The organism is Candidatus Anaeroferrophillus wilburensis, assembly GCA_016934315.1.
Classification (GTDB): Bacteria; Desulfobacterota; Anaeroferrophillalia; order Anaeroferrophillales; family Anaeroferrophillaceae; genus Anaeroferrophillus; species Anaeroferrophillus wilburensis.
On the sequence record JAFGSY010000026.1, the window covers coordinates 14,064 to 36,382 of the forward strand.

The 22,319-nt window shown below is 53.1% G+C and carries 21 protein-coding genes; 5 read left to right on the forward strand and 16 right to left on the reverse strand.

Annotation, left to right across the window (positions count from 1 at the left end; translation table 11 throughout):
- Positions 1-15: 15 nt before the first annotated feature.
- From JXO50_06330 to JXO50_06350, 5 genes are read right to left on the reverse strand one after another with little or no spacing between them, the layout of a single operon-like run.
- Positions 16-1,170, reverse strand: a complete 1,155-nt coding sequence (locus JXO50_06330) for a class I SAM-dependent RNA methyltransferase (protein ID MBN2332705.1) — start codon at positions 1,168-1,170, stop codon at positions 16-18.
- A gap of 12 nt (positions 1,171-1,182) precedes the next feature.
- On the reverse strand, positions 1,183-2,064 hold the full coding sequence (gene argB, locus JXO50_06335; protein MBN2332706.1) for an acetylglutamate kinase: 882 nt from the start codon (positions 2,062-2,064) through the stop codon (positions 1,183-1,185).
- 32 nt (positions 2,065-2,096) lie between these two features.
- On the reverse strand, positions 2,097-3,494 hold the full coding sequence (gene hslU / locus JXO50_06340; GenBank protein ID MBN2332707.1) for an ATP-dependent protease ATPase subunit HslU: 1,398 nt from the start codon (positions 3,492-3,494) through the stop codon (positions 2,097-2,099).
- On the reverse strand, positions 3,495-4,046 hold the full coding sequence (gene hslV / locus JXO50_06345) for an ATP-dependent protease subunit HslV (protein ID MBN2332708.1): 552 nt from the start codon (positions 4,044-4,046) through the stop codon (positions 3,495-3,497).
- 49 nt (positions 4,047-4,095) lie between these two features.
- Positions 4,096-5,040, reverse strand: a complete 945-nt coding sequence (locus tag JXO50_06350; GenBank protein ID MBN2332709.1) for a tyrosine recombinase XerC — start codon at positions 5,038-5,040, stop codon at positions 4,096-4,098.
- A 260-nt stretch (positions 5,041-5,300) separates the two neighbouring features.
- Between JXO50_06350 and JXO50_06355 the strand changes: the two genes are divergently transcribed.
- Positions 5,301-6,239 carry an energy transducer TonB gene (locus tag JXO50_06355; GenBank protein ID MBN2332710.1) on the forward strand — a complete coding sequence of 313 codons (939 nt, stop codon included), beginning with the start codon at positions 5,301-5,303 and terminating at the stop codon, positions 6,237-6,239.
- 47 nt (positions 6,240-6,286) lie between these two features.
- On the opposite strand, the gene JXO50_06360 is transcribed toward JXO50_06355, so the two are convergent.
- The 6 genes from JXO50_06360 to JXO50_06385 all read right to left on the reverse strand — a co-directional run bounded on the left by JXO50_06360 (position 6,287) and on the right by JXO50_06385 (position 10,048).
- Positions 6,287-6,556 carry a zinc ribbon domain-containing protein gene (locus tag JXO50_06360; protein MBN2332711.1) on the reverse strand — a complete coding sequence of 90 codons (270 nt, stop codon included), beginning with the start codon at positions 6,554-6,556 and terminating at the stop codon, positions 6,287-6,289.
- Between the two features lie 87 nt (positions 6,557-6,643).
- Complete coding sequence (locus tag JXO50_06365; GenBank protein ID MBN2332712.1) at positions 6,644-6,937, reverse strand: DUF167 domain-containing protein; 294 nt, start codon at positions 6,935-6,937, stop codon at positions 6,644-6,646.
- Positions 6,938-6,975: 38 nt separating this feature from the next.
- A complete protein-coding gene (locus JXO50_06370; protein MBN2332713.1) occupies positions 6,976-7,278 on the reverse strand; it encodes a YggT family protein in 303 nt (100 codons plus the stop codon).
- A 28-nt stretch (positions 7,279-7,306) separates the two neighbouring features.
- On the reverse strand, positions 7,307-8,167 hold the full coding sequence (gene pgeF, locus JXO50_06375) for a peptidoglycan editing factor PgeF (GenBank protein ID MBN2332714.1): 861 nt from the start codon (positions 8,165-8,167) through the stop codon (positions 7,307-7,309).
- A 58-nt stretch (positions 8,168-8,225) separates the two neighbouring features.
- Entirely contained in the window at positions 8,226-9,191 is a 966-nt protein-coding gene (locus JXO50_06380) for an RluA family pseudouridine synthase (GenBank protein ID MBN2332715.1), read from the reverse strand.
- A gap of 89 nt (positions 9,192-9,280) precedes the next feature.
- A complete protein-coding gene (locus JXO50_06385) occupies positions 9,281-10,048 on the reverse strand; it encodes a tetratricopeptide repeat protein (protein ID MBN2332716.1) in 768 nt (255 codons plus the stop codon).
- 519 nt (positions 10,049-10,567) lie between these two features.
- Here JXO50_06385 and JXO50_06390 point away from each other — a divergent pair.
- Positions 10,568-11,353, forward strand: coding sequence for a hypothetical protein (locus JXO50_06390; GenBank protein ID MBN2332717.1), 786 nt, complete (start codon positions 10,568-10,570; stop codon positions 11,351-11,353).
- A 186-nt stretch (positions 11,354-11,539) separates the two neighbouring features.
- On the opposite strand, the gene JXO50_06395 is transcribed toward JXO50_06390, so the two are convergent.
- Positions 11,540-11,731, reverse strand: a complete 192-nt coding sequence (locus tag JXO50_06395) for a zinc ribbon domain-containing protein (GenBank protein MBN2332718.1) — start codon at positions 11,729-11,731, stop codon at positions 11,540-11,542.
- Positions 11,732-11,790: 59 nt separating this feature from the next.
- Entirely contained in the window at positions 11,791-12,114 is a 324-nt protein-coding gene (locus JXO50_06400) for a winged helix-turn-helix transcriptional regulator (GenBank protein ID MBN2332719.1), read from the reverse strand.
- Positions 12,115-12,589: 475 nt separating this feature from the next.
- Here JXO50_06400 and JXO50_06405 point away from each other — a divergent pair, with 475 nt between their 5' ends.
- Genes JXO50_06405 through mltG form a run of 3 tightly spaced genes read left to right on the forward strand, consistent with a single transcriptional unit; the run spans position 12,590 to position 16,973 of the window.
- Positions 12,590-14,386: a DUF342 domain-containing protein gene (locus JXO50_06405; GenBank protein MBN2332720.1), complete on the forward strand. Its 1,797-nt coding sequence runs from the start codon at positions 12,590-12,592 to the stop codon at positions 14,384-14,386.
- On the forward strand, positions 14,383-15,966 hold the full coding sequence (gene murJ, locus JXO50_06410; protein MBN2332721.1) for a murein biosynthesis integral membrane protein MurJ: 1,584 nt from the start codon (positions 14,383-14,385) through the stop codon (positions 15,964-15,966). The genes JXO50_06405 and murJ overlap by 4 nt, the downstream gene beginning before the upstream one ends.
- Positions 15,963-16,973 carry an endolytic transglycosylase MltG gene (gene mltG / locus JXO50_06415; GenBank protein ID MBN2332722.1) on the forward strand — a complete coding sequence of 337 codons (1,011 nt, stop codon included), beginning with the start codon at positions 15,963-15,965 and terminating at the stop codon, positions 16,971-16,973. Before murJ ends, mltG begins: the two co-directional genes overlap by 4 nt.
- Before the next feature lie 74 nt (positions 16,974-17,047).
- On the opposite strand, the gene argJ is transcribed toward mltG, so the two are convergent.
- The 3 genes from argJ to JXO50_06430 all read right to left on the reverse strand — a co-directional run bounded on the left by argJ (position 17,048) and on the right by JXO50_06430 (position 22,228).
- The gene (gene argJ, locus JXO50_06420; protein MBN2332723.1) at positions 17,048-18,226 is read right to left on the reverse strand and encodes a bifunctional glutamate N-acetyltransferase/amino-acid acetyltransferase ArgJ; all 1,179 of its coding nucleotides are present in this window, start codon (positions 18,224-18,226) and stop codon (positions 17,048-17,050) included.
- A gap of 41 nt (positions 18,227-18,267) precedes the next feature.
- A complete protein-coding gene (gene secA, locus JXO50_06425; protein MBN2332724.1) occupies positions 18,268-20,913 on the reverse strand; it encodes a preprotein translocase subunit SecA in 2,646 nt (881 codons plus the stop codon).
- Positions 20,914-21,301: 388 nt separating this feature from the next.
- Positions 21,302-22,228, reverse strand: a complete 927-nt coding sequence (locus tag JXO50_06430) for a M23 family metallopeptidase (GenBank protein ID MBN2332725.1) — start codon at positions 22,226-22,228, stop codon at positions 21,302-21,304.
- Between the last annotated feature and the right edge of the window lie 91 nt (positions 22,229-22,319).

Sequence of the window (22,319 nt, forward strand, 5' to 3'; positions counted from 1 at the left end):
CGGCAGGCAGGCCCGCTAAGGACGGCTGCCGGCATACAGCTCATATTCCAGCAGCCGGCACTCGATGGCACCGTTGAAGAGGGGATATCTGCGCCTGGCTTTCAATCCCACCTTTTTTGCCAGATCCAGATTGCCGGTCAGAATAAATCCCCGGTAGCCGGCGCAGTGCTGCTTGAAATAATCGCCGATGCGCTTGTAGGTCGCCGGCAGTTCCGCTAATGATCCCAGGCGTTCTCCATATTCGGGATTGAGGATCACAACTCCCGCTCCCGGCGGTATGGTGGTGGCGGCAAAATCACAGACGCTGAACTCGATAAACGGTTCAACCCCGGCCCGCTGGGCATTGCGGCGGGCAATGTTGATCACCGCCGGGTCATGGTCGGTGGCAATAAGGCGGCCGGCAATCCCCTCTTGCAACTGGCTGCGGGCCTGGCGGCATAGCCGCTGCCAGGCATCCCGGGAAAAACCGGCAAGATGCATGAAGGCAAAGTTTTCACGGTCAAGCCCCGGGGGGATCTGGAGCGCCTGCAGGGCCGCTTCGATGACCAGCGTTCCGCTGCCGCACATGGGATTGATAAAATTTCCCATGCCATTCCAGGCCGCCTGAACCACGGCTGCCGCCAAGGTCTCCTGCAGCGGCGCCCGGCTGCCTTCCTGACGGTAGCCCCGGCGGGCCAGAGATTCCCCCGAGGTATCCAGATAAACAAGACATGTTTTCTGCTTCCAGAAAAGATGCACCACCGCCCCATGGCGACCAGGCCCTGAATCGGGCCGCCGGCCGTACTGCCGTCGCAGTCGATCAACAATCACGTCTTTGGTCTTCTGGTTGGCAAAGCGACTATCGCGAATGGAGGGGTGATCGACCACCGAGGTAACCGTCAGATAACGGTCAGGACGAAGATACTTTTCCCAGCTGATGCGGGCAAGATGGCTGAAAAGCTCTTCCTGGCTGCCAACGGTGAAACTGCCGACCTGAAAAAAAATCCGCTGCCCGGTACGGCAGCAAAGATTCAGGCGCATGGCATCGGACAGCGTCCCCTTGGTGCTGACCCCGGCAACCGTTTCACTGACGATGGGAAAACCCAAGGATTGCAATTCAGCCTTCAGAAAGGGAGGAATCCCTTTTGCACAGGGGATATGGATGGTACTGGCCTGGGAAAAGATGCTCATGGATGGCAGTCTTCAGACAATAATCTCGGTCCCCACCCCCTGCTCGGTAAAAATCTCCAGCAGCAGGCAATGGGCCAGGCGGCCATCGACAATATGGGTTTTTTTCACCCCGGCCTGCAGCGACTCCAGGCAGCAGCTGATTTTGGGCAGCATCCCCCCCTTGATCTCCCCGGAAGCTATCATCGTTTCAACCAGATCACGATTCAAAGAGGAGAGCAGCTGGCTCTGGCCATCCAGCACTCCGGGCACATCGGTAAGCAGGATCAGTTTTTCCGCCTTTAAGGCAGCAGCCACCGCACCGGCCACCAAGTCAGCATTGATATTGTAAGTTTCCCCGGCATCATCAACACCGACCGGTGCAATAACCGGGATAAAACCGGTCTCATCAAGCGCGGTAAGGACGGCAGGATTAACCTGGCTTACCGCCCCCACCTTGCCGACATCAAGAATTTCCGGCGGCTGATCGGCTTTCGGGGTATCATAGATCAGCAATTTTTCCGCCTGCAGCAGATTGCCGTCCTTGCCGCTGAGGCCCACAGCTCTGCCTCCCTGCCGGCTGATCAGATTGACAATCATCTTGTTCACCTTACCCACCAGCACCATTTCCACCACATCCATGGTTTCCTGGTCCGTCACCCGCATCCCCTGCACAAACGAGCTTTGAATACCCATCTTCTGCAGCACTTCACCAATCTGCGGGCCGCCGCCATGAACGATAACCGGATTGATACCGATGAATTTAAGCAAAACCACATCTTCGGCAAAGGAAGTCCGCAGCGCCTCGTCGACCATCGCATGGCCGCCATACTTGATAACAAAGGTCTTGCCGTAAAACTTACGGATGAACGGCAGTGACTCAATCAGGGTGCTGGCTTTCTGAATCAGTTTTTCCATCACAACACCTTCCACTCTGCAGCAGGGACGATTTACAGAATATAGCGGCTGAGGTCTTCATCCTCAACCACATCGTCAAGTTTCCGCTTTACTTCCTGGGCATCGATGGAAACCGTTACCCCCTTCATGTCGGAAGCATTAAAGGAAACCTCATCAAGCAGACGCTCGAGAATGGTATGCAGCCGCCGGGCGCCAATATTTTCATGGTTTTCATTGACATAACAGGCAATCTCGGCAATCTCTTCAATGGCATCGTCAGCAATAACCAGGGTGACATCCTCGGTTTTCATGAGCTCCACGTATTGGGTAATCAGGGCGTTGCGCGGCTCCTTGAGGATTTTGACAAAATCTTCCTTCTCCAGCGAATCCAACTCAACCCGGATGGGAAAACGTCCCTGGAGCTCAGGAATCAGGTCCGATGGCTTGGCCGCATGGAAAGCACCGGCGGCGACAAAAAGAATGTGATCAGTCTTGATGATACCATATTTGGTATTAACCGAAGACCCTTCAACGATGGGCAGCAGATCACGCTGCACCCCCTCACGGGAGACATCAGGTCCACTCCCCCCTTCGCGGCCTACCACTTTATCAATTTCATCAAGAAAAACAATGCCGTTCTGCTCAACCCGCCGCTTGGCCTCGCTGACCACCTTATCCATATCAACCATCCGTTGGGCTTCCTGGTCCACCAGGAATGTATAGGCTTCCGGCACTTTGACCTTTTTTTTCCGGGTTTTCTGGGGCAGGATATTTTCAAACATATCCCGCAGGTTGATATCCATCTCTTCCATGCCGGTGGCGGAAAAAATTTCCACTACCGGCGTCGAACGTTCACTGATTTCAATATCGACCTGGCGGTCATCAAGCTTGCCGGTCCGGAACAGCATCCGCAGTTTCTCCCTGGTTTTCTGCTGTGATTCGGCTGAGGGCGGAATGACGATTATTTCCGGCACCTGGCCATCAGCGAACTCGTCGGTCGCTGTTGTCTCCGGCCGTGATGATGACACGGCCGCCGGCGGCGGCAGCAGAATATCCAAAAGCCGTTCTTCAGCGTTTACCTGGGCCTTGCTCTGGACGCTGCTGGTTTCCTCTGCCTTCACCATGGTAACGGCCAGTTCGGTCAGGTCGCGAATAATCGCTTCCACATCCCGCCCCACATAACCCACCTCGGTAAATTTGGAAGCTTCCACCTTGATAAAGGGGGAATGGGCCAGTTTTGCCAGCCGGCGGGCGATTTCCGTTTTGCCCACCCCGGTGGGGCCAATCATGATAATATTTTTCGGGGCAATTTCATCCCGCAGGTCATCAGGCACCTGCTGACGCCGCCAGCGGTTGCGCAAGGCAATGGCGACCGCCCGCTTGGCATCATCCTGACCAACTACATACTTATCCAGCTCAGCAACAATCTCTCGGGGAGTGAGAGTAGACATTTAGATATTCTCCTCTTCTTCGGCAACCAGTTTTTCAATGGTAAACTGGTCATTGGTATAGATACATATCTTCGAAGTAATGGCCAGCGCCTCTTTGACAATCTCCGCTGCCGGCAACGTTGTATGGGCCACCATGGCCCGGGCTGCAGCCTCGGCGTAGGGCGCCCCCGAACCAATGGCTACCACTCCGTCATCAGGTTCAATAACATCACCATTGCCGGAGAGTACCAGGGTATGCTCATCGTTGGCGATAATCAGCAGCGCCTCCAGGCGGCGCAGCATTTTATCCATCCGCCAGTCTTTGGCCATCTCCACCGCCGCCCGCATCAAATTGCCGTTATACATGTTCAGTTTTTCTTCAAATCGCTCAAACAGAGTAAAAGCATCGGCGGTTGACCCGGCAAAACCGGCAAGAATCTGGTTGTCATAGAGCCAGCGTACTTTGCGGGCCCCATGCTTCATGACCGTATCACCCATGGTTACCTGACCGTCGCCGCCGACAGCCAGTTCAGTTCCTGTACGAACAGCCAGAATTGTTGTTCCGGTAAACATCAGCTATATCTCCTCCATAGGGTAAGTGGTCGTCATCCCAAAGCCAGGCTCATTTCTCCTGCCGGGCGAGCGGATGAGCCCGATCATAGACTTCCAGCAATCGCTTAATGTCGAGGTGCGTATAGCGCTGGGTGGTTGACAAACTGCTGTGGCCAAGCAGTTCCTGAATACTCCGCAGGTCAGCACCATTCTGCAGCAGGTGGGTGGCAAACGAATGACGAATGGCATGGGGAGACAATGGCTTATACAAACGTGCCGCCCTCAGATACTTATCCAGCAAACGGGCTACCGAGCGGGATGTGAGTCGTCCTCCTCTGGCGTTCAGAAAGAGGGGGTCGTCCCGCCGCTGACGCTCATCAGCAGACCCGGCAGAAGGACGCTGGGTCAGATAGGTCTGCAACCAGCGTTCAGCCACCGTACCCAGAGGAATAACCCGTTCTTTCCGCCCCTTGCCAAACACCCTGACAACACCGGCAAGAAAATCAACATCAGGGACATTCAGTGAAACAACTTCAGCTACCCGCATCCCCGAAGCATACAAAAGCTCCATAATCGCCCGATCCCGTACTCCCAGCACCGTATCGGTGGGAATGCTCTCGAGCAGAGTGGCCATCTCCTCCACCTCAAGGCAGGCGGGCAGTCGCTGTCCCTGTTTCGGGGTTACCAACAGATCAGCGGGATTATCCAACCGCAGCCCCCGTTTTCGCAAAAAGAAGAAAAAGGATTTTATGGTAGCCAATCGACGGCTGACCGTCGATCTGCTGGCCCGGGCAAGCTCAGCCCGCAGAAAAGCACGCAGCTGGTGTTCCTGCACCTCAAGCCAGCATTGGTCCTCCTCTTCCACCAGAGAACAATGCTCTTCAAGAAAAATCCGCAGCTGCTCCAAGTCGCCCCAGTAGGCCCTGACGGTGTGTGCCGAATAATGGCGTTCCACCGCTAAAAAGCGAAAGAATAACGCCCGCAGACCGCTCGTTGCAGCGTTCACATCGTGCACAGCAATCCCCCTCTTGGAGACGTATTAGAACATAATGGTCAATTTATCAACCATTAAAGCACAACCATCATGGTCTGTCGGCATCCATCAGCTGCCTTGACTAAGGCGGCACAATAGGCTACAAATGGGTGAGCGCCATGGGATACTGGCGGCCCATTCGGAGACATCAATTATTCCGGGTGACAACTCATGCGCATGAAGCGGGAACCGGCAGGCTGCAATATCTCCAGAGCATCGGATTCCCTGACGGAAAAACCATCTTGTCCGAAAAAAACCACCTCTTTTTTCTTTTTCTGCTGATTTCCCTGTTCGTCCATCTGCTCTTTTTCTACCATTACCGCACGTGGTCACCCGCTGTCCAGTTTGCCAAGCTCCTGGCGACAGAGAAGGAACCTACGCCGGTGCAGATTATCGAGCTGCCACGGGAAGTAAAAAAACCGCAGGAAAAGCCCGTCGAACCGATCAAACCCCGGTTTTTAACCGAGCGGGATCGCCGGGCCGAACAGGAAACCCGGCTCGAGCAGCAGCCCCCGGTTGCCGGTCCTGACCGGATAAGCAGGCCAGCCCCCAAACCGGCAGCAAAAGCAGCCCCGCCAGCACCGAAAACCGAGGTTGCCAAACCGCAGCCGAAAAGAACCGACCCATCCCCGGCCAAGACTGAAAAAGAACCACAAGTAGTCAGAAAATCGCCCATGGGAAGAGCTCCCATTGCCGCCAAACCCGAGGAACAGAAACCCGTTGTGGAGGCACCGGCTACCCCGCCGGCCAACAAGCTCTTCCCCTCTTATGAAGAGTTGACTCAGATAGCCCGGGAAGCCGCCGAGCAGCAAAGAGCCGCCAGACTGCCAAAAGATATTGAAGCGGGACAATCCATTCAGTTGAATACTGAACAGTTCAAGTTCCACTCCTACTTTATCCATCTGAAACGGAAAATCGAAGGGGTCTGGGAATATCCCTACTTAGCCAGGGAATCAGGACTGCAGGGCAGGCTTTTGATGAGATTTGTAATCAACCGGGACGGCACTCTGGCAGAAACGACCATCCTCCAGTCATCCGGCTTCCCTCTGCTGGATCATGAGGCAATCCGGGCGGTTCACGATGCAGCCCCATTTCCACCACTGCCGGCACGAATGGAAGTCGACCGCCTGTCAGTCACCGCAACATTTGAGTATCTGCTGGATTACAAGGTTATCAGATGATCTCCGAAACCCTGCCGGCAGGAGACCATGGATAAGGAAGGAGCCGGTTAGGCAGCAGCAACCGCCTTCTCTTTTGAATCCGACGATTCTTTTTTGACCGGACTGCTTTTAGCTGAGTTGTCTTTCCCTTTGTCTCCGCCCTTGCCATAATCGGTTACATACCAACCGGAACCTTTCAGCACAAAGCTGGTTGAAGAAACCAGTTTGGTTACCGGACCGCCGCACTCAGGACATACATCAACCGGATCATCGGTTATCTTTTGAAGCAGATCAAACTGATGCTCACACCTACTACAACGATACTCATAAATCGGCATACCACGTACTCCTTAACAACCTTTTTCATTACACGACCATCAGGCGCTTGAATCCCTCTTTAAGCCTCAAACAATGGCCACACCATATCATGACACCCCTAAACGTTCCTGCAACTCATCAACCGACAAACCCTCGACCGCAAAGGTTTTCAGCCTTGCTGTTTCGCCGCTGACCAGTTCCACCTTTGACTTGGCAATCCCCAAAATCCGGGCGAGAAATTCCCGGCACAACTTATTTGCCGCACCATCAACCGGTGGGGCTGTCAGAGAAACCTTAACCACGTCTCCGTGCAGACCAACCACCCGGTTGGCAGATGCCCGGGGCTGCACCAAAACTCTGAAAAGCAGTTTTCCCTTGCGCTCCTGGCACCATAAAGCCATCATCCCGGTTCACCGGCAACCGGTTGCCGGCTCCTTTGTTACCCTGAAAGCCGCGCCGCCAGGTCAATGAGCGATTGAACCAGAAACGAACGGAGGAACACGATAACCAGCAGGACAATCATTGGGGAAAAATCCATACCCATGCCGGACAGAGGAATTGTCCGCCGTATTTTATACAGCAGGGGTTCGGTTACCCGGTAAAGAAAACTGACTATGGGATTGTAGGGGTCGGGATTTACCCAGGAGATTATTGCCCGGGCAATAATAATCCACATATAGATGGTGAGGGCAATATCCAGAATCCTGGCAAAACCAACCATGAAATTACTCAGTATAAACATCCGCTTCTTTCACCAAAGGAAAAACCATTTAAGGTCTGTAATCAGCTTGAAAGCCGGCAAAGGCAATCTGCCGGCCCGTTATAGCATGGTCACTACGATAGGAAAAGAAAAAATTTTCGCAGCAGGTACAGCGCCCCGTTTCATGAATCGACGATTCAGGAACCCCCAGAGCTTCCAGCTGCAACCTCTGTAAGCGGGGCATATCAAGATGGCAATCACCGTCATCCTCCTTCGTACGCCATGATAAATCAGCGGCAAACGGCAGTTCACGGACAAAACGCTCAACCAGTTCGGGCCCCACCTGATAACAGCAGCTGCCGATGCAAGGGCCAAAAAAAACCAGCACATCTTCTAACTGCACCGCAAATCTGGCAGCCATTGCAGCCAGCGTTCGGGGAACCACCCGTGCCAGGATACCCCGCCAGCCGGCATGCACAACCGCAATCCCCCGACACTGACGATCAACAACGATGACCGGCAGACAATCAGCCGTGAGAACCCCTAACAACACCCCCGACCGGGAAGTGAGCAGTGCATCGGCCTGCTGATCCGCCAGTTGCTGAAGAGCTCCAGGAGCAACATCTTCCACTACTTGGCACCGGTTGCCATGCACCTGGGAAACAGTAACTAATGGCAGCGAACGCCTGCCACCTGCCAGCATGGCGGCAAGCAACTGCCTATTTCTGCGTACCAGCTGCGGATCATCACCAACATGGAAACCCATGTTGGCCGAAGCATAGGGTGTTGTGCTTACCCCACCGAAACGGGTGGTAAAACCACACTGAATTGGCAGCTCGCTTTCCACCCTAAGATAGGTAATGGGCCCCTGGTCGTCAAGGGTAAAAATACCGCCATGCTCCATGCCAGTCGACCTTTTCATCATCGCCAAGAGTAGATTATCCCGGGAACTTCCGGCTTCATGCAGGGGCAGAACTCAAGGTAAAACATCACAGGTGCCGGAGAGTTTCAATCAACTGCTGCAGGTCCGGGGGAACGGGTGCTTCAAACTCCATATAACCGCCGGTGGCGGGATGAATGAAGCCCAACCTTTTGGCATGGAGGGCCTGACGGGGGAAATCCCGCAGGCAAAGCAGCGGCTGGCCATCGGCATATTGACGTACAATCCCTTTTTTACCATATACCTGGTCACCAACCAGCGGATGCCCCGCCTCACTGAAATGCACCCTGATCTGGTGCGTCCTGCCGGTTTCCAAACGGATGCTCAGCCAGGTCGTCGCAGGCAGAAACTCGAGAATCCCGTAATGGGTCACCGCCTTCCTGCCACCCCGGGAGATCGAGGCCATTTTCTTTCTATCCCGGGGATTACGGCCCAGGTTCGAGCGCAAAACGCCGGGTTCCACCGATACCCGGCCATAGACCAGGGCAACATATTCCCTGGTAATGCTATGATCCTTGAATTGGGCCGCCAGGTGATGAAGGGCTGTTTCATTTTTGGCCACCACCAGAACGCCGGAAGTATCCTGATCAAGGCGGTGGACAATTCCCGGCCGCAACTGGCCGCCGATACCACCAAGATCATGGCAATGGTAGAGCAGGGCATTGACCAGGGTGCCATCCCAGTTGCCGGCCGCCGGATGGACTACCATCCCGGCCTGTTTATCAACGACAATAACCTGTTCATCTTCGTAGAGAACCTTCAGTGGGAGCTGCTGAGGGGTAATAGCAGCCACTTCCTCGGGAGGTGGAATGGTCATGACAATCTGTTCATCGCCGCTCAGGAGATAGGACCTTTTTCGCAGCTGGCCGCCGACCAGTACCAGACCCTCTTTAATCAGGTGCTGGATCCTGCTGCGGGAACAAGTGGGCACTTCATCCTGAAGAAAACTATCCAGTCTTTTTTTTTCGCTGCCGGAGTAGGTCAAGAGTATGGTGGTTGGGGAGGGATCAGCCATAGTAAGAGCAATAAGAATTTGATTTTTTCAACGCGGCCGGCGCTGTTGTTTCATCCGGCCATCATGATCGGCCGGTGATCGACGGCGGTTCATGATGCATCATCAGCATGGATGAGCTTCCCCTGCACGATGGCTGCCAATTTTTCCGCCTCGGGGAAATCCTGCCGCATCATCATCGCCTTTTGCAGGCACACCAGGGCTTCGGACCATTGTCCTTTTTCCACATAAGCCCGGCCAAGATTAAACAAAAGGACCGGATCCTGCACCCCGATCTCAAGGGCTTTTTTATAATTGGCTATTGCCTCATCATACATCTTGTTCTGTCGCAAATCGATGCCAAACTCATTGAACACATGCTTGTTTTCCTCTTGAAAAAGAGCTTCGATCTGGGCAAGCTTACCGAATACTTTGCGGGCTTCCTCCACCTCTCCCCGCTCAAGGTGCACCTTTCCCAAGCCATAATTAGCCCTGACATTCTCTTCATCCAGTTTCAAGGCCGAACCATATTCAAATTCGGCGCTGTTGTATTCTTTTCGTTTGAGATGAAGATTGCCCCGGGAGGCATGCTTGTCAGCCTGAACCTTCTTACGCAAATGACCCTGATCAATTTTTTGGCCAAGGGGCAGATAATCGGGTTTGGGGGTGCAACGACGCTGAAACTCGTCCAGCTCCACCACTTCTTTGATCCTGGTCGGTTCGCCATCCATGTTAAGCAAGCTGAGTTCCACCCGACCATCAGGAAGCTCTTTAACTAAAAAAATATTTTCCCCCGTGGTTTGACGGCGGGTTGCGCCGGTACCCAGGGAAATTTTCACCTTTTCAGAATAATAACCTGCTATTTTTTTTATTTCTGACATTATGCACTGCCTTCCTGACTGCCTCTGCCATCGAAGATTCCAAGAGTAACAAGCCTGATGGCTCCGGAACAACTCCACCTTCTTCGTTACGCCGCAACCTGCAGCACTGCAGCAGACTGTATGTTTTGCGTGACTCAGAGCTGACGCTTAAGGGCGCCATTGATCTGCTGGAAATGTCACAAACTCAACAACCCTGGGGTATGACTAGTCCAGAACCATCTCAGTGAGGTGACCTTGCCGGACAAATCGCCGGTCATCGCTGCCCTGCCCAGACAATCAGGGCACCTTTGCCAGCGGAAATGCCGCTCGCTCTTCTTTTATCTATCGTCAAAGAAAAATTTTTTTTAACAATTTCCCTCGACAAACAGCAGCTTAGCATAAAAGCTGGACTGCAAACAGCATCATCTATCCAAAATGATGACAAAACTGTTTAATTATTCTTCAATGGTTGTCGAAGAGATGAAAATGGCATTTTGAGCCATAAACCAGTGCTCCAACCAAAAAAGAAGTCGTCGACCTGTGGCAGAAGAACAAAACGTTTCTCATAGTGCCAGTGTGGAGCTGGATGACCCCCCCCTGCTGCAGGCAATTCTCCAGCATGCACCATATGGGATTCTTGACATCAACCCCCAGGGAACCATTGTTTTCAGCAATCATCTGGCTGAATTTCTCCTTGGCAACGGCATGACAAGTCTGGTTGATGACAACCTGCTCAACATTCTCCAAAAGCGACACGCTGACACCAAAAGTTTGGTTCAAACAATAACCGCTGAATCTTCCTTGAAAAGCCAGAGAATTACGGTCATCGTACCGGAAGATGATGATGCCGTTTCCTTATCTTTTATCCTTATTCCGTACCGAATGCCCCCGTCTGGCAACCGCCATATTAGCATATTCATCGAAGATCTGACGGGCAAAACGGCGTTGTCAGACGCGATCCAGTTCTATACTGACAATCTTGAATCACTGGTTGAAAGCAAGACCAGGGAAATTAAAGAGATTCAGGCTAAACTAATCACTGCTGAGCGAACTGCAGCAATGGTCAGTACAGCCGGGGGCATTGCCCATGAACTGCGACAACCGCTGACCGCCATTATCGGCGCCGCAGAATTGTTGCACGATCATGCCCTGGAAAACCTCGAAGAAGCAATGCAGAAGAAATTGTCAATAATCCATCAACAGTCTTTGCGAATGGCGGAAATTATTAAAAAAATGGAGCAGCTGGTGGAATATCAAACCAGAGAATATATCCGTGGCACCAGAATTCTGGATATCGATGAATCCAGTATCGTAAAACGGCCATAGCCGGAAAACCTTCTCTTCTCCTCTCCTCCTCCCGTATGCCCCGGCACAACCATACGCCATGGGCAACTGTCACAGAAAAGTGAAACCAAAAGAGAACATCATAAAAAAAAGGGGGCATAACCATGCCCCCGTCACTATAGATTTGCTAAGGTTTATACCGGGGACCCGCCCCGGCTGACATTATGCTCAGGAAAAACCCTGATTGGCTGTACAGCCACCACCATCAACACCACGAGAAATGGCACATGCGGCCACCTGCTTGAGTGGGCTGGGAGCACCGCATCGGGGACATTTCAGCTGTTCGCCGCCTTCACCCAAGCGCTGGATCTGCTCAAAACAATGATCACACTCTCGACAACGATACTCATAAATAGGCATAGACTCCCCCCCCCCTCATGGCGACAAAGCACGGCCCAGGATCTTTCAGCAGAGAATGACTACTCTTTGATACCGGCTACCGGTTTATTGCCTTCACAACAATCAAGTTGCAGCTGATTCATCAAGGTCGAAACAATCAACGTACCGATCTCATCACTGACCCAATACCTCATGGCCACGCCCTCCCGGGCTGAATCAACAATCCCCTTGCCCTTCAGAACCGAAAGATGCTGAGATACCGTCGCCTGGGGTAGGTCAAGACAGTTCCAGAGGTTTTTAACACATGATTCTTCAGTCAGCAAGGTCTGGACAATCCGCAAACGAATCGGATGACCCAATACCTTTAAAATTTCAGCCACCCGATGACATATTTTGTCGTGCATTACAGCCCTCCTCAAAAGTACCGGCAAGCCTTAAGTCAAGAACACCAACTTCATGACAGCTGGCAAGAGAAAAACCCTATCCAAAAACCACTACCGGACCAATTATTAATATATGCAGATGTATAAAGTAAAGTCATGACAATGTCAACTTTTTTCTGAGAAGAATACTGCATACCGGCATCTGTGGCTTGAGAAGGCGCACTGCACTCAGCCACCTGCTCCCTGAAAAAGAAGCTCCGCCGGCAGAAAACGCTTGTTTCTCCTTACAAGATATGGAATAGCATACGTGAATTCGCCGGCAGCACAAAACCGCTTGAGGAAGGGACACGCTCTAGGCTTTCAGGATCTGCCGTCAGGGAAGCCCGCCCGGCACATCATCAGGAAGGCTGCGATGCACCCCTCAATGGCAATCCAGGAGTGTACGGCAAAAAAGTTGGAGCTACGAGGCCGTCAATGGTAGACAAGGATTAACTCTATGCCCTCTGCGAGTACGACCAATACTACCATCGATCTCTTCATCCACATGGATGAAGTACAAGGTCAGCAGCACGCCTACCTCTCGATCAGGCCCAACACCAGAATTGCCAACCCCACCGATGCCCGGGCAAAAACTGAGATCCTGGCTGTTATCGAACAGCTCATCGAGAACAGCACGATCACCCACGGCCTGCTCGCCAAGAAAAAACTTCGCGAGCAGGTTGAACTCTATCTCGATGGTTACCGAAAGAACGGCGAGTATCGAGATTATTTCACTTTCTCTCTAGCTGCCCCGACCCTGCCGGTTCCAGGTTCTGACAGCACCCTCGAAGAACTCATCAACCTGGAGTTGAAAGCCGGTAAAATTATTAACGAAAAGACTGGTAAAATTGATTTTCGCGACCTGGGGTTCAGTGAAAAACTGGTCCACAAAGGCTCCAAGCTGCTCGTAGTAAACCACGCTACCAAAGGCATTGACGGCACGACGATCCATGGCGGTCAAATCCACGCTGAACCGGGAAAAGAGCTGGCAAAACTAAGATACGACCGGAAATCAATCATTGCCGATGAACAGCCGGAAAAAAATATCACCATCCTGAAAGCACTCATCGACGGGTTTTTATACCGGGAAGAAACCAGAGGTTATTTTATCGATCCAGATGTTCTGGTCCAGCAGGTCGATTTCTCCACCGGCAACATTGCCGTTAAAGATTACAGCACCATTGCCACCAGCATTAAAGTTGAAGACTCCAGCAACGTCCTCAAGGATTCCGTAAAAGCGGGGTTTACCCTCAAGGCCAATGGCATCAGGGTTACCGGCAATGTCGGCCGGGGGGCCATTCTAGAGGGTGATACCATTACCATCAATGGCATTGTTGACCCTGAAGCCAGAATAATAGGCAGACATATTACCATTGATAAAGTAGTCGGTGCCCGGATCGAGGGACATGAGGTCACCATCAATGAGGTGATCCGCAACGCCATCATTATTGGCCACCAGGTAAAAATCAAGACCTGCATGTCCTCAACCATCCAAGCAACGGAAGTACATATTGCCGAGTCCATGCATGCCGGCACGGTAACCGCCGGCACCTTTATCTACTGTCACGGCATCCATAGTTCGGGAAAATCGGTTCTCCAGATTGATCCTTTCGCCCTGCCTGACTACCAGCAGCGGGAAGAGAAACTGAATGAAATGTTGAGAAAATCAAGCCTTAAACGTGATCATTTCACCCCGAAACTGGTCAAAAATACCTATCTCAGATCTCAGCTGGAAACGGAAATTGCCCAACTACTGCAAAACATCGAAGAACAGAAAAACATCTCTTTAACCAACCAGCAGAAAACCGCAATCAGACAGCTGATCACCAGCGATCGAGCCGCTGAACTCAGTGAGCGGCTCCACATTCCCCTTGCCTCAATCACCCTGAAACGGCTGCACTCTTTTTATCAGCTTACTCAGGAGCATGAGGAACTGAAGAAAGAGGAGGAGAGCATCAACCGGGAAATCATTGGCTGCAAAGAAGTGATTGCAAACCTGAGACAGTCCTTCTCCCGTGGCTTGATCCTGGCTGACAACGGCGGTGACGGTGAAGTCCATATCAATTTTGGCACCTTCTCCCGCAGGCCCACGACTATCAACACCCCAACTCTTTTCAGCTTTTCCCGTAATAGGAAAACAATCATCGCCACCACCGGCCCCCTCGCCCTCCATAAGCATGATCAGCGTCTGGCATCATTGAGTCCCGAGGCCTTAAAACTACTCAACCGCTTCTCGGCATCCAGAATCTTATGAAAACCAGCAAAGGGAACATTCTCAGAGCCGCAGGCATCGTCAGCGGCGCAACTTTTCTCAGCCGCATTCTTGGATTTGTCCGCGACATGATCACGGCCCATTATCTGGGCACCAGCTTCACTGCGGATGCCTTCTTTGTCGCTTTCCGCATTCCCAACCTGCTCAGGCGGCTCTTTGGTGAGGGCTCACTAACCGCATCCTTCATTCCGGTATTCAGTAGCTATCTGGCCGCCGGCAAAAAAGAGGAAGCAAAAGAGATTGCCCAGACCGCCTTGACTCTGGTTGCCGCCATCCTCGTTCTGGTAACCATTGCCGGCATCTGCTTTTCACCCCTGATCATCTCCCTCATCGCGCCGGGATTTCACGACAACCCGGAAAAATTCCAGCTGGCCGTCCTGCTCAACAGGATTATGTTCCCCTATATTCTGTTGATCAGCCTAGTGGCTCTGGCCATGGGAATATTAAACTCGGTTGACCACTTTCTGGCACCGGCGCTGGCTCCGGTACTATTGAACATCTGCATGATTGGCGCTGTTTTTCTCCTCAGCCTGCCCCTTGGCAATCCGGCGCTGGCCCTGGCAGTGGGGGTGCTGCTCGGCGGACTGGCCCAACTGGCTCTCCAGGTACCGTTTCTGCGAAAAAAAGGGTTTTCCCTGGCCCCCAAATACCATTTCCGCCATCCGGCCATCGGCAGAATCCTGAAGCTCATGGGACCGTCCCTGGTCGGGCTGGCCATCACCCAGATAACTATTTTTGTCAACACCCTGCTGGCATCCCTGCTGATGGATGGCAGCATTTCCTATCTCTACTATGCCGACCGTCTGGTTCAGTTTCCTTTGGGAGTTTTTGCGGTTGCCCTGGGGACTGCAATTCTGCCAGCCCTCAGCAGACAGGCCAGCAAGCAGCAATGGGAAGATTTCTCCCAGACGTTTTCACTCGCCATCCGGGGACTGTTCTTCATTACCCTGCCGGCCATGACCGGCCTGATCATTCTCAGTAAACCAATTATCTACGTGCTTTTCCAGCGGGGTAACTTTGATGCCACCTCCACCGCCATGGTGGCGCAAACTATGATCGCCTATACCTGCGGGCTGTGGGCTTACGCCGCCCTGCGGATTGTGGTGCCGGTATTCTATTCCCTCCAGGATGCCAAGACGCCGGTAAAGGTGGGCGGCGTTGCCCTGATCATCAATATCGTTGCCGCTCTCGCATTGATGCTGCCCCTCAAACACATCGGCCTTGCCCTGGCTACGGCCATCTCAAGTGCCGCCAACATCATCATCCTCATCTATCTGCTGGCGAAAAAGAAAACCATGCCGCCGTTGAAAATCAACAGTATTACCAAATCCCTGGGGCAGGCCGCCGTGGCCACCGGCATCATGGCTGTGGTTCTTCTGGCGCTGCCCCATTGTTCCTGGTTTGCCCTCACCTATGTCCACCAGCTTGCGGATGCCGGCAGACTGGCAGTGATGATCACTATCGGCGGTCTGGCCTATGCCGGCAGCTCACTGCTGCTGGGAAGCAGGGAGATGGACTCTTTGAAGGCAATGATGGGAAAAAGAGGTACGACGGGAACATGAATGCCGGGCGGCGGAGATACTTTTTTTTCCTGCTCCTGCTGGGGCTGGGGGCCGTCAGCTTCGCCGCTGCTGACCTGGCTTCTTTTGCCAGGCGGCAGACCGTGCTTGCCCCTACACTTTTTGAGGTCCAGCCCGGCAGCTCTCTGAGCACAATAAGCAAGCAGCTGGAACAACAGAAAATTATCACGTCCGCCACCCGTTTCACCCTCATCGTCAGAATACGCCGCCTTGCCAACCGCCTGCAGGCGGGAGAATATGAATTTCAACCGGGTGACACACCACAGGCGATCATTGATCAGCTGGTTTCAGGTCGGATAAAACAATACCAGCTGACCATCCCTGAAGGACTGACCATCAGAGAAATCAGCCGTTTGATGCCAAGCCGGCTCTGCCAAAATGGTGAATTTGAGCAGCTCGCTGATGATCCGGCGCTCCTCAAACAATGGAATATTCCAGCAGCTTATGGTGAAGGCTACCTATTCCCCAGCACCTATCCATACAGCAAAGCAACAACTTGCCGGCAGCTCGTCTCCCAGATGCTGAAGACTTTCACCGAACAGTTCCAGCTGGCATCAACCACCGCCACAACTGAGGCATCACTCCCTTTAAGCCGGCATGAGCTGGTAACCCTGGCCTCGATTATCCAGAAGGAGACCGGCCGTCTTGAAGAGATGCCACTGATCGCCGCCGTCCTCATCAACCGGCTGCGCAAAGGAATGCGGCTGGAATGCGATCCAACGGTTATTTATGGCTTGGGAGATGGTTTCGACGGCAACCTGCGGAAAAAAGATCTCCTTGATGCTTCATCTCCCTACAACACCTACCAACACCGGGGATTGCCGCCCGGTCCCATCTGCAACCCCGGAATCATGGCTCTCAAAGCGGCCCATGCTCCGGCTCCGGTTGACTACCTCTACTTCGTCTCCCGCAATGATGGCAGCCACCAGTTCTCAGCCACCTACCAGGACCATCATAAAGCTGTCCAGCGCTACCAGCAGCGCCGCTAATAGCTGGCTGGAAAAACGGCAAAAAATCAGTCTGTTTATTGTTTGGAGAAAACCGCAGGAGGGATACTGCTTGCTCAGGTCCGGTAGTCGGCGTTGATGCTCACGTATTCGTGGGAAAGATCGCTGGTCAGGAGAGAAAAGCTGCCGTTGCCGGCATGCAGGTCAATGGTAATAGTGAAGCTGTTCTGGTGAAAGATCTTCGCACCATCAGCCTCCTGATAGGCGGGGGAACGCCGGCCACCGGCCACCACCTGAATCCGGTCAAGCCAGATATCCACCCGCTCAGGCTGCAGGTCAACACCGGCATAACCAACTGCGGCGATGATCCGTCCCCAGTTGGCATCCTGACCGAAAAAAGCGGTTTTCACCAGCAACGAACGACCAACCGTCCGGCAGATCTGCTCCGCCGCCGTATCATCAGAAGCATTTTCAACCACGATGGTTACCACTTTCGTCGCCCCTTCCCCATCCTTGACAATCAAGCGGGAAAGATAATCAGCAACCTGAAAAACCCCATGTTCAAAGGCCTTTCGGTCTGCTTCATCAACCAGCGAACAACCGGAAGCACCATTGGCCAGCAGCAACACCGTATCATTGGTGCTGGTGTCGCCATCAACACTGATCCGGTTGAATGTCCGCTGCACCACCCCTGCCAATATCTCCTGAAGCTCAGTTCGCGACACTCTGGCATCGGTAAACAGATAGGCAAGCATGGTGGCCATCCGGGGTTCAATCATTCCGGCTCCCTTGGCCATCCCGATAATCTTTGCCGTACCGGTTGACAAGGAGAGATTCACCGCAAACATTTTAGCCAGGGAATCGGTGGTCAGGATGGCCTCGGCAGCCAGGGGCAACGCAGCCGCTGAAAGTTCACCGGCCAGCCGGGGCAAGGCGCCGGTCACCTTTGCCACCGGCAACGGCTCGCCAATAACGCCGGTGGAAGAGACAAACACCTCACCGGCAGGAACGGAAAGGACGTCACCAAGGGCAGACGCCACCTGCCTGACATGGGCAACCCCCGGTTCACCGGTGCAGGCATTGGCATTACCGCTGTTGATCAACACCGCGCTAACCGGTGTTGCCGCCGCCAGCTGCTGACGGCCATAAAGAACCGGGGCAGCGGCAAAGGCGTTGGTGGTAAAAACCGCCGCCGCCGCCGCTGACGGTTCTGAAACAACCAGAGCAAGGTCAAGCTTGCCATTTTTTTTCAGGCCGGCGACACAACCGGCAAAGCGGTAACCGCTGCATTCCATGGTCACAGTCGCCCTTTTTATCTGTTCGTCCATCGGCATTGTTATTGACCGCAGCACCGTTTATATTTTTTTCCGCTGCCACAGGGGCAGGGGTCATTGCGGCCGATCTTGGCTGTCGTTTTCTGCACCGGTTTCCGTTTCCCCGCTTCATCAACTCCCTGGCCGCGACTGAGGACGACTTCGGTCTGCTTTCGGGACTGCTGATCGAGAGCTTCAACCTCCTCCTCACGGGTTACCCTGACATAACACAGCTGGGTCACCGCGTCCTCTTTCATCTTGGCCAGCATGGCGACAAACATATCAAACCCTTCCCGCTGGTACTCCCGCAGAGGATCCTTCTGGCCATAGCCCCGCAGACCAATGCCTTCTTTGAGCTGATCAATATTATAGAGATGTTCTTTCCAGAGGGTATCCAGGGTATGGAGCAGCACAATCTTTTCCAGCTGCCGCAGGGTGTCCGCCCCCAATTCCTTTTCCCGCTGGTCGTAGAACTCCCGCAGCCGGAGGTAGATCTTTTCAAGCAGGGAACCCTTGTCAACCACATCAGCCATCATCTGGTCACGGAAAAAATCGATACTCAGGGCAAAGGTTTTGGCAAAGCTGACCGCCAGTGCCTCCCGGTCCCAGCTGGCGGGCGGCTCTTTGTCCGCCACCAGCTGGTCAAGCAGATCAGCCGCCACCTCGTCCATATAGTCAAAAACCACCTCCCGCAAATCGTCCTGCCCCAGAATCTCCCGGCGCCGGGAGTAGATGGTTTCCCGCTGCTTGTTCATCACATCATCATATTCCAGCAGCTGTTTCCTGATATCAAAGTTATGCCCCTCCACCCGACGCTGGGCATTCTCAATGGCTTTGGAGATCATGGCATGCTGGATGGGTTCACCATCTTCAATCCCCAGTTTATCCATCACCGTCGCAATCCGTTCGGAACCAAAGATACGCATCAGATCATCATCAAGGGCAAGAAAGAAGCGGGTAGATCCCGGATCTCCCTGGCGCCCTGAACGACCACGCAACTGGTTGTCGATCCGCCGGCTCTCATGGCGCTCGGTTCCCAGGATATGCAAACCGCCGGCAGCCAGCACTTCCTGCCGTTCCTGCTCACACTGATGCTGCAGCTCCCGGAGAATTGCCTCCTGCTCCTCCGGCGTCATACCCTCTTTGATCTTCTTTTTAGCCTGCATGCCGGCATTACCGCCCAGAACAATATCCGTACCACGGCCGGCCATATTGGTGGCAATGGTTACCGCCCCCAGACGGCCGGCCTGGGAGACGATTTCAGCCTCTTTCTCATGGAACTTGGCGTTGAGGACCTCATGCTTCACGCCTTTCTTAACCAACATCCGGCTCAGCTTCTCAGAGTCATCAATGGAGATGGTCCCCACCAGCACCGGCTGTCCCCGATGGTGGCAGTCAATAATCTCTTCCACCACCGCCTTGTACTTCTCCAGTTTTGTTTTATAAATCACATCTGGATTATCAATTCGGATCATGGGCATGTTGGTGGGCATCACCACCACATCAAGGTTATAAATCTGTTTGAATTCCACCGCTTCCGTATCGGCGGTCCCGGTCATACCGGCCAGCCGGTTATACATCCGGAAATAGTTCTGGAAGGTCACCGAAGCCAGAGTCTGATTCTCACTTTCGATCTTGACCCCCTCTTTGGCCTCCAGGGCCTGATGCAGGCCATCACTGTACCGCCTGCCGGGCATCAGACGGCCGGTAAACTCATCGACAATCATCACCTGGTCGTCTTTGACCACATAATCCACATCCCGCTTGAACAGGGCATGGGCTTTCAGGGCCTGATTGACATGATGAAGCACTTCCATCTGGGCCGGTTCAAACAGGTTGTTGATTTTCAGCAGTTGCTCCACCCGGGCCACCCCCTGCTCGGTAAGGACAACCGTTTTGGTTTTCTCCTCCATCTCGTAATCGGTATCTCTGTTCAGCCGGGGAATCACCTTGTCAATCAGGTAGTATTTATCCGTCCGGTCTTCAGTGGGTCCGGAGATGATCAGCGGCGTCCGGGCCTCATCGACCAGAATGCTGTCCACCTCGTCGACGATGGCATAATTCAATTCTCGCTGGACGTAGTCCTCCAGACGAAACTTCATATTGTCACGCAGGTAGTCAAAACCAAACTCATTATTGGTACCGTAGGTGATATCGCAGCCATAAGCCGCCTGCCGCTCCTGATCATCCAAACCATGCAGAATAACCCCCACCGTCAGACCAAGGAACTGGTAAATAGCCCCCATCCATTCAGCGTCACGGCGGGCCAGGTAGTCATTGACGGTGACCACATGGACACCTTTACCACTGAGAGCATTGAGATACACCGGCAATGTCGCCACCAGGGTTTTCCCCTCACCAGTCTTCATCTCAGCAATTTTTCCCTGATAGAGAACAATACCGCCCATCAGCTGGACATCAAAATGCCTCATCTTCAAGGTCCGGATTGAAGCCTCCCGAACAACGGCAAACGCCTGCGGCAAAAGATCATCCAGCGTCTGCCCTTCAGCCAGCAGCTGGCGTAAAAAAGCGGTTTTGCCCTGCAGCTGCTCATCACTTAGCTGCTGCATCTCCGGCTCCAGGTCATTTATCTCCCGAACCAAAGGCTGGAGTTGTTTCAGTTCGCGGTCATTTTTACTGCCAAAGACTTTTTTGACGATACCAAACATTGTATTGCTATCCTTATGCCAGGAAAGGTTATATGTTGCCTTGCAACGCAGGCTATCAACAACAGATGAACAGCTCAGACGGCTGCGGGGGTACAAGAGGGGAAGAAGTTGCAACCATGATGGGATACCCGGGAGAGAAGAAAAACATACTCGCTAGCGTGAATATGGAAACTACATGAAGCCGTCAGAACCAGACCCAAATGCTTGAGTATGTCTGGCGCATTTTTTTGGCTGGCAATGAGCGACGGGCAACCCGGAACCGGACAAGAACGGCCGGTGAGATTGAGGGACAACCTAGGTTTATCAGCCCAGAATGCATAGACAGAAGTGACAGAAACCCCCAACCGCAAAACCTGAAATGAGGGGAAAACCAGGCGCCGTAGGCAGACTAATCAACAAAATACTGAACCGGGTTCACCGTATTGCTTTTCATCACCACTTCATAGTGAAGATGCGGCCCCGTGCTGCGTCCGGAATTGCCAAGCAAACCAATTTCCTGCCCACGGACCACCTTTTCACCCACCTTGACCCCAATCCTGGACAGATGACCATATTTTGTTTCCACCCCCGTACCATGGTCCACAACAACCATTTTACCATAACCACCGTTGACACCAGCAAATTTGACCCGACCGTCAGCCGTGGCAATAACCGGTGTTCCCTTCCGGTTGACGATGTCAACCCCGTGATGAAATTCACGGCGGCCGGTAAAGGGTGAAATACGATAGCCGAATTTCGAACTGACCCATCCCCGGACCGGCCTGACGGAAGGCGTGAAGTTAAGCAGTGTCTTCTTTTCCTCCAGATAATCATGGAGCAGGTTGCTTTCCTGCCGCTCATCAGCAAGCTGCAGCTCCAGCGTCTGGAGATCACGATGCATCCGCTCCACTACCTGTCGGCGGGCTTCACTCAAGCTGTCGGTTGTCAGCACGGCAACCGCATGATCAGGCCCACCAATACCCTGCCGGTCAACGACACCAGCATGGGCTTCGAGGTTTGCCAATACTTTAATTTTGGCATTGCTCTCTTTTATTTCGGCCAAACGATCCGTAAGCTGCTCTATACGGTGGCTGAAAAAATCAACCTGGGCCTCCATTTCTGCAGCCTGCTGCACCACTTTCTCATAGCCATTGATACTTTCCAAATTACTGGCGTAAAGAAAAATGGCAACCACGGCACCAATAAAAAGTCCCGCCATCGGGGGGAACAGCAGAAGAAAGAGACGCCGCAGCCAGGTGCGGGAAAGAGATATCCGGCGAGGATGATGGTTGCCATCACGCAGCAGGACAATGGTATATTTTTCTGTTTTTTTCATACATTCATCTACTGGCAAGAGCCACTTTCCGGCATAATACTGGGGGTGTCTATAACAAAACAACCCCGCAATGTCAATTTTTTTAGTTTTA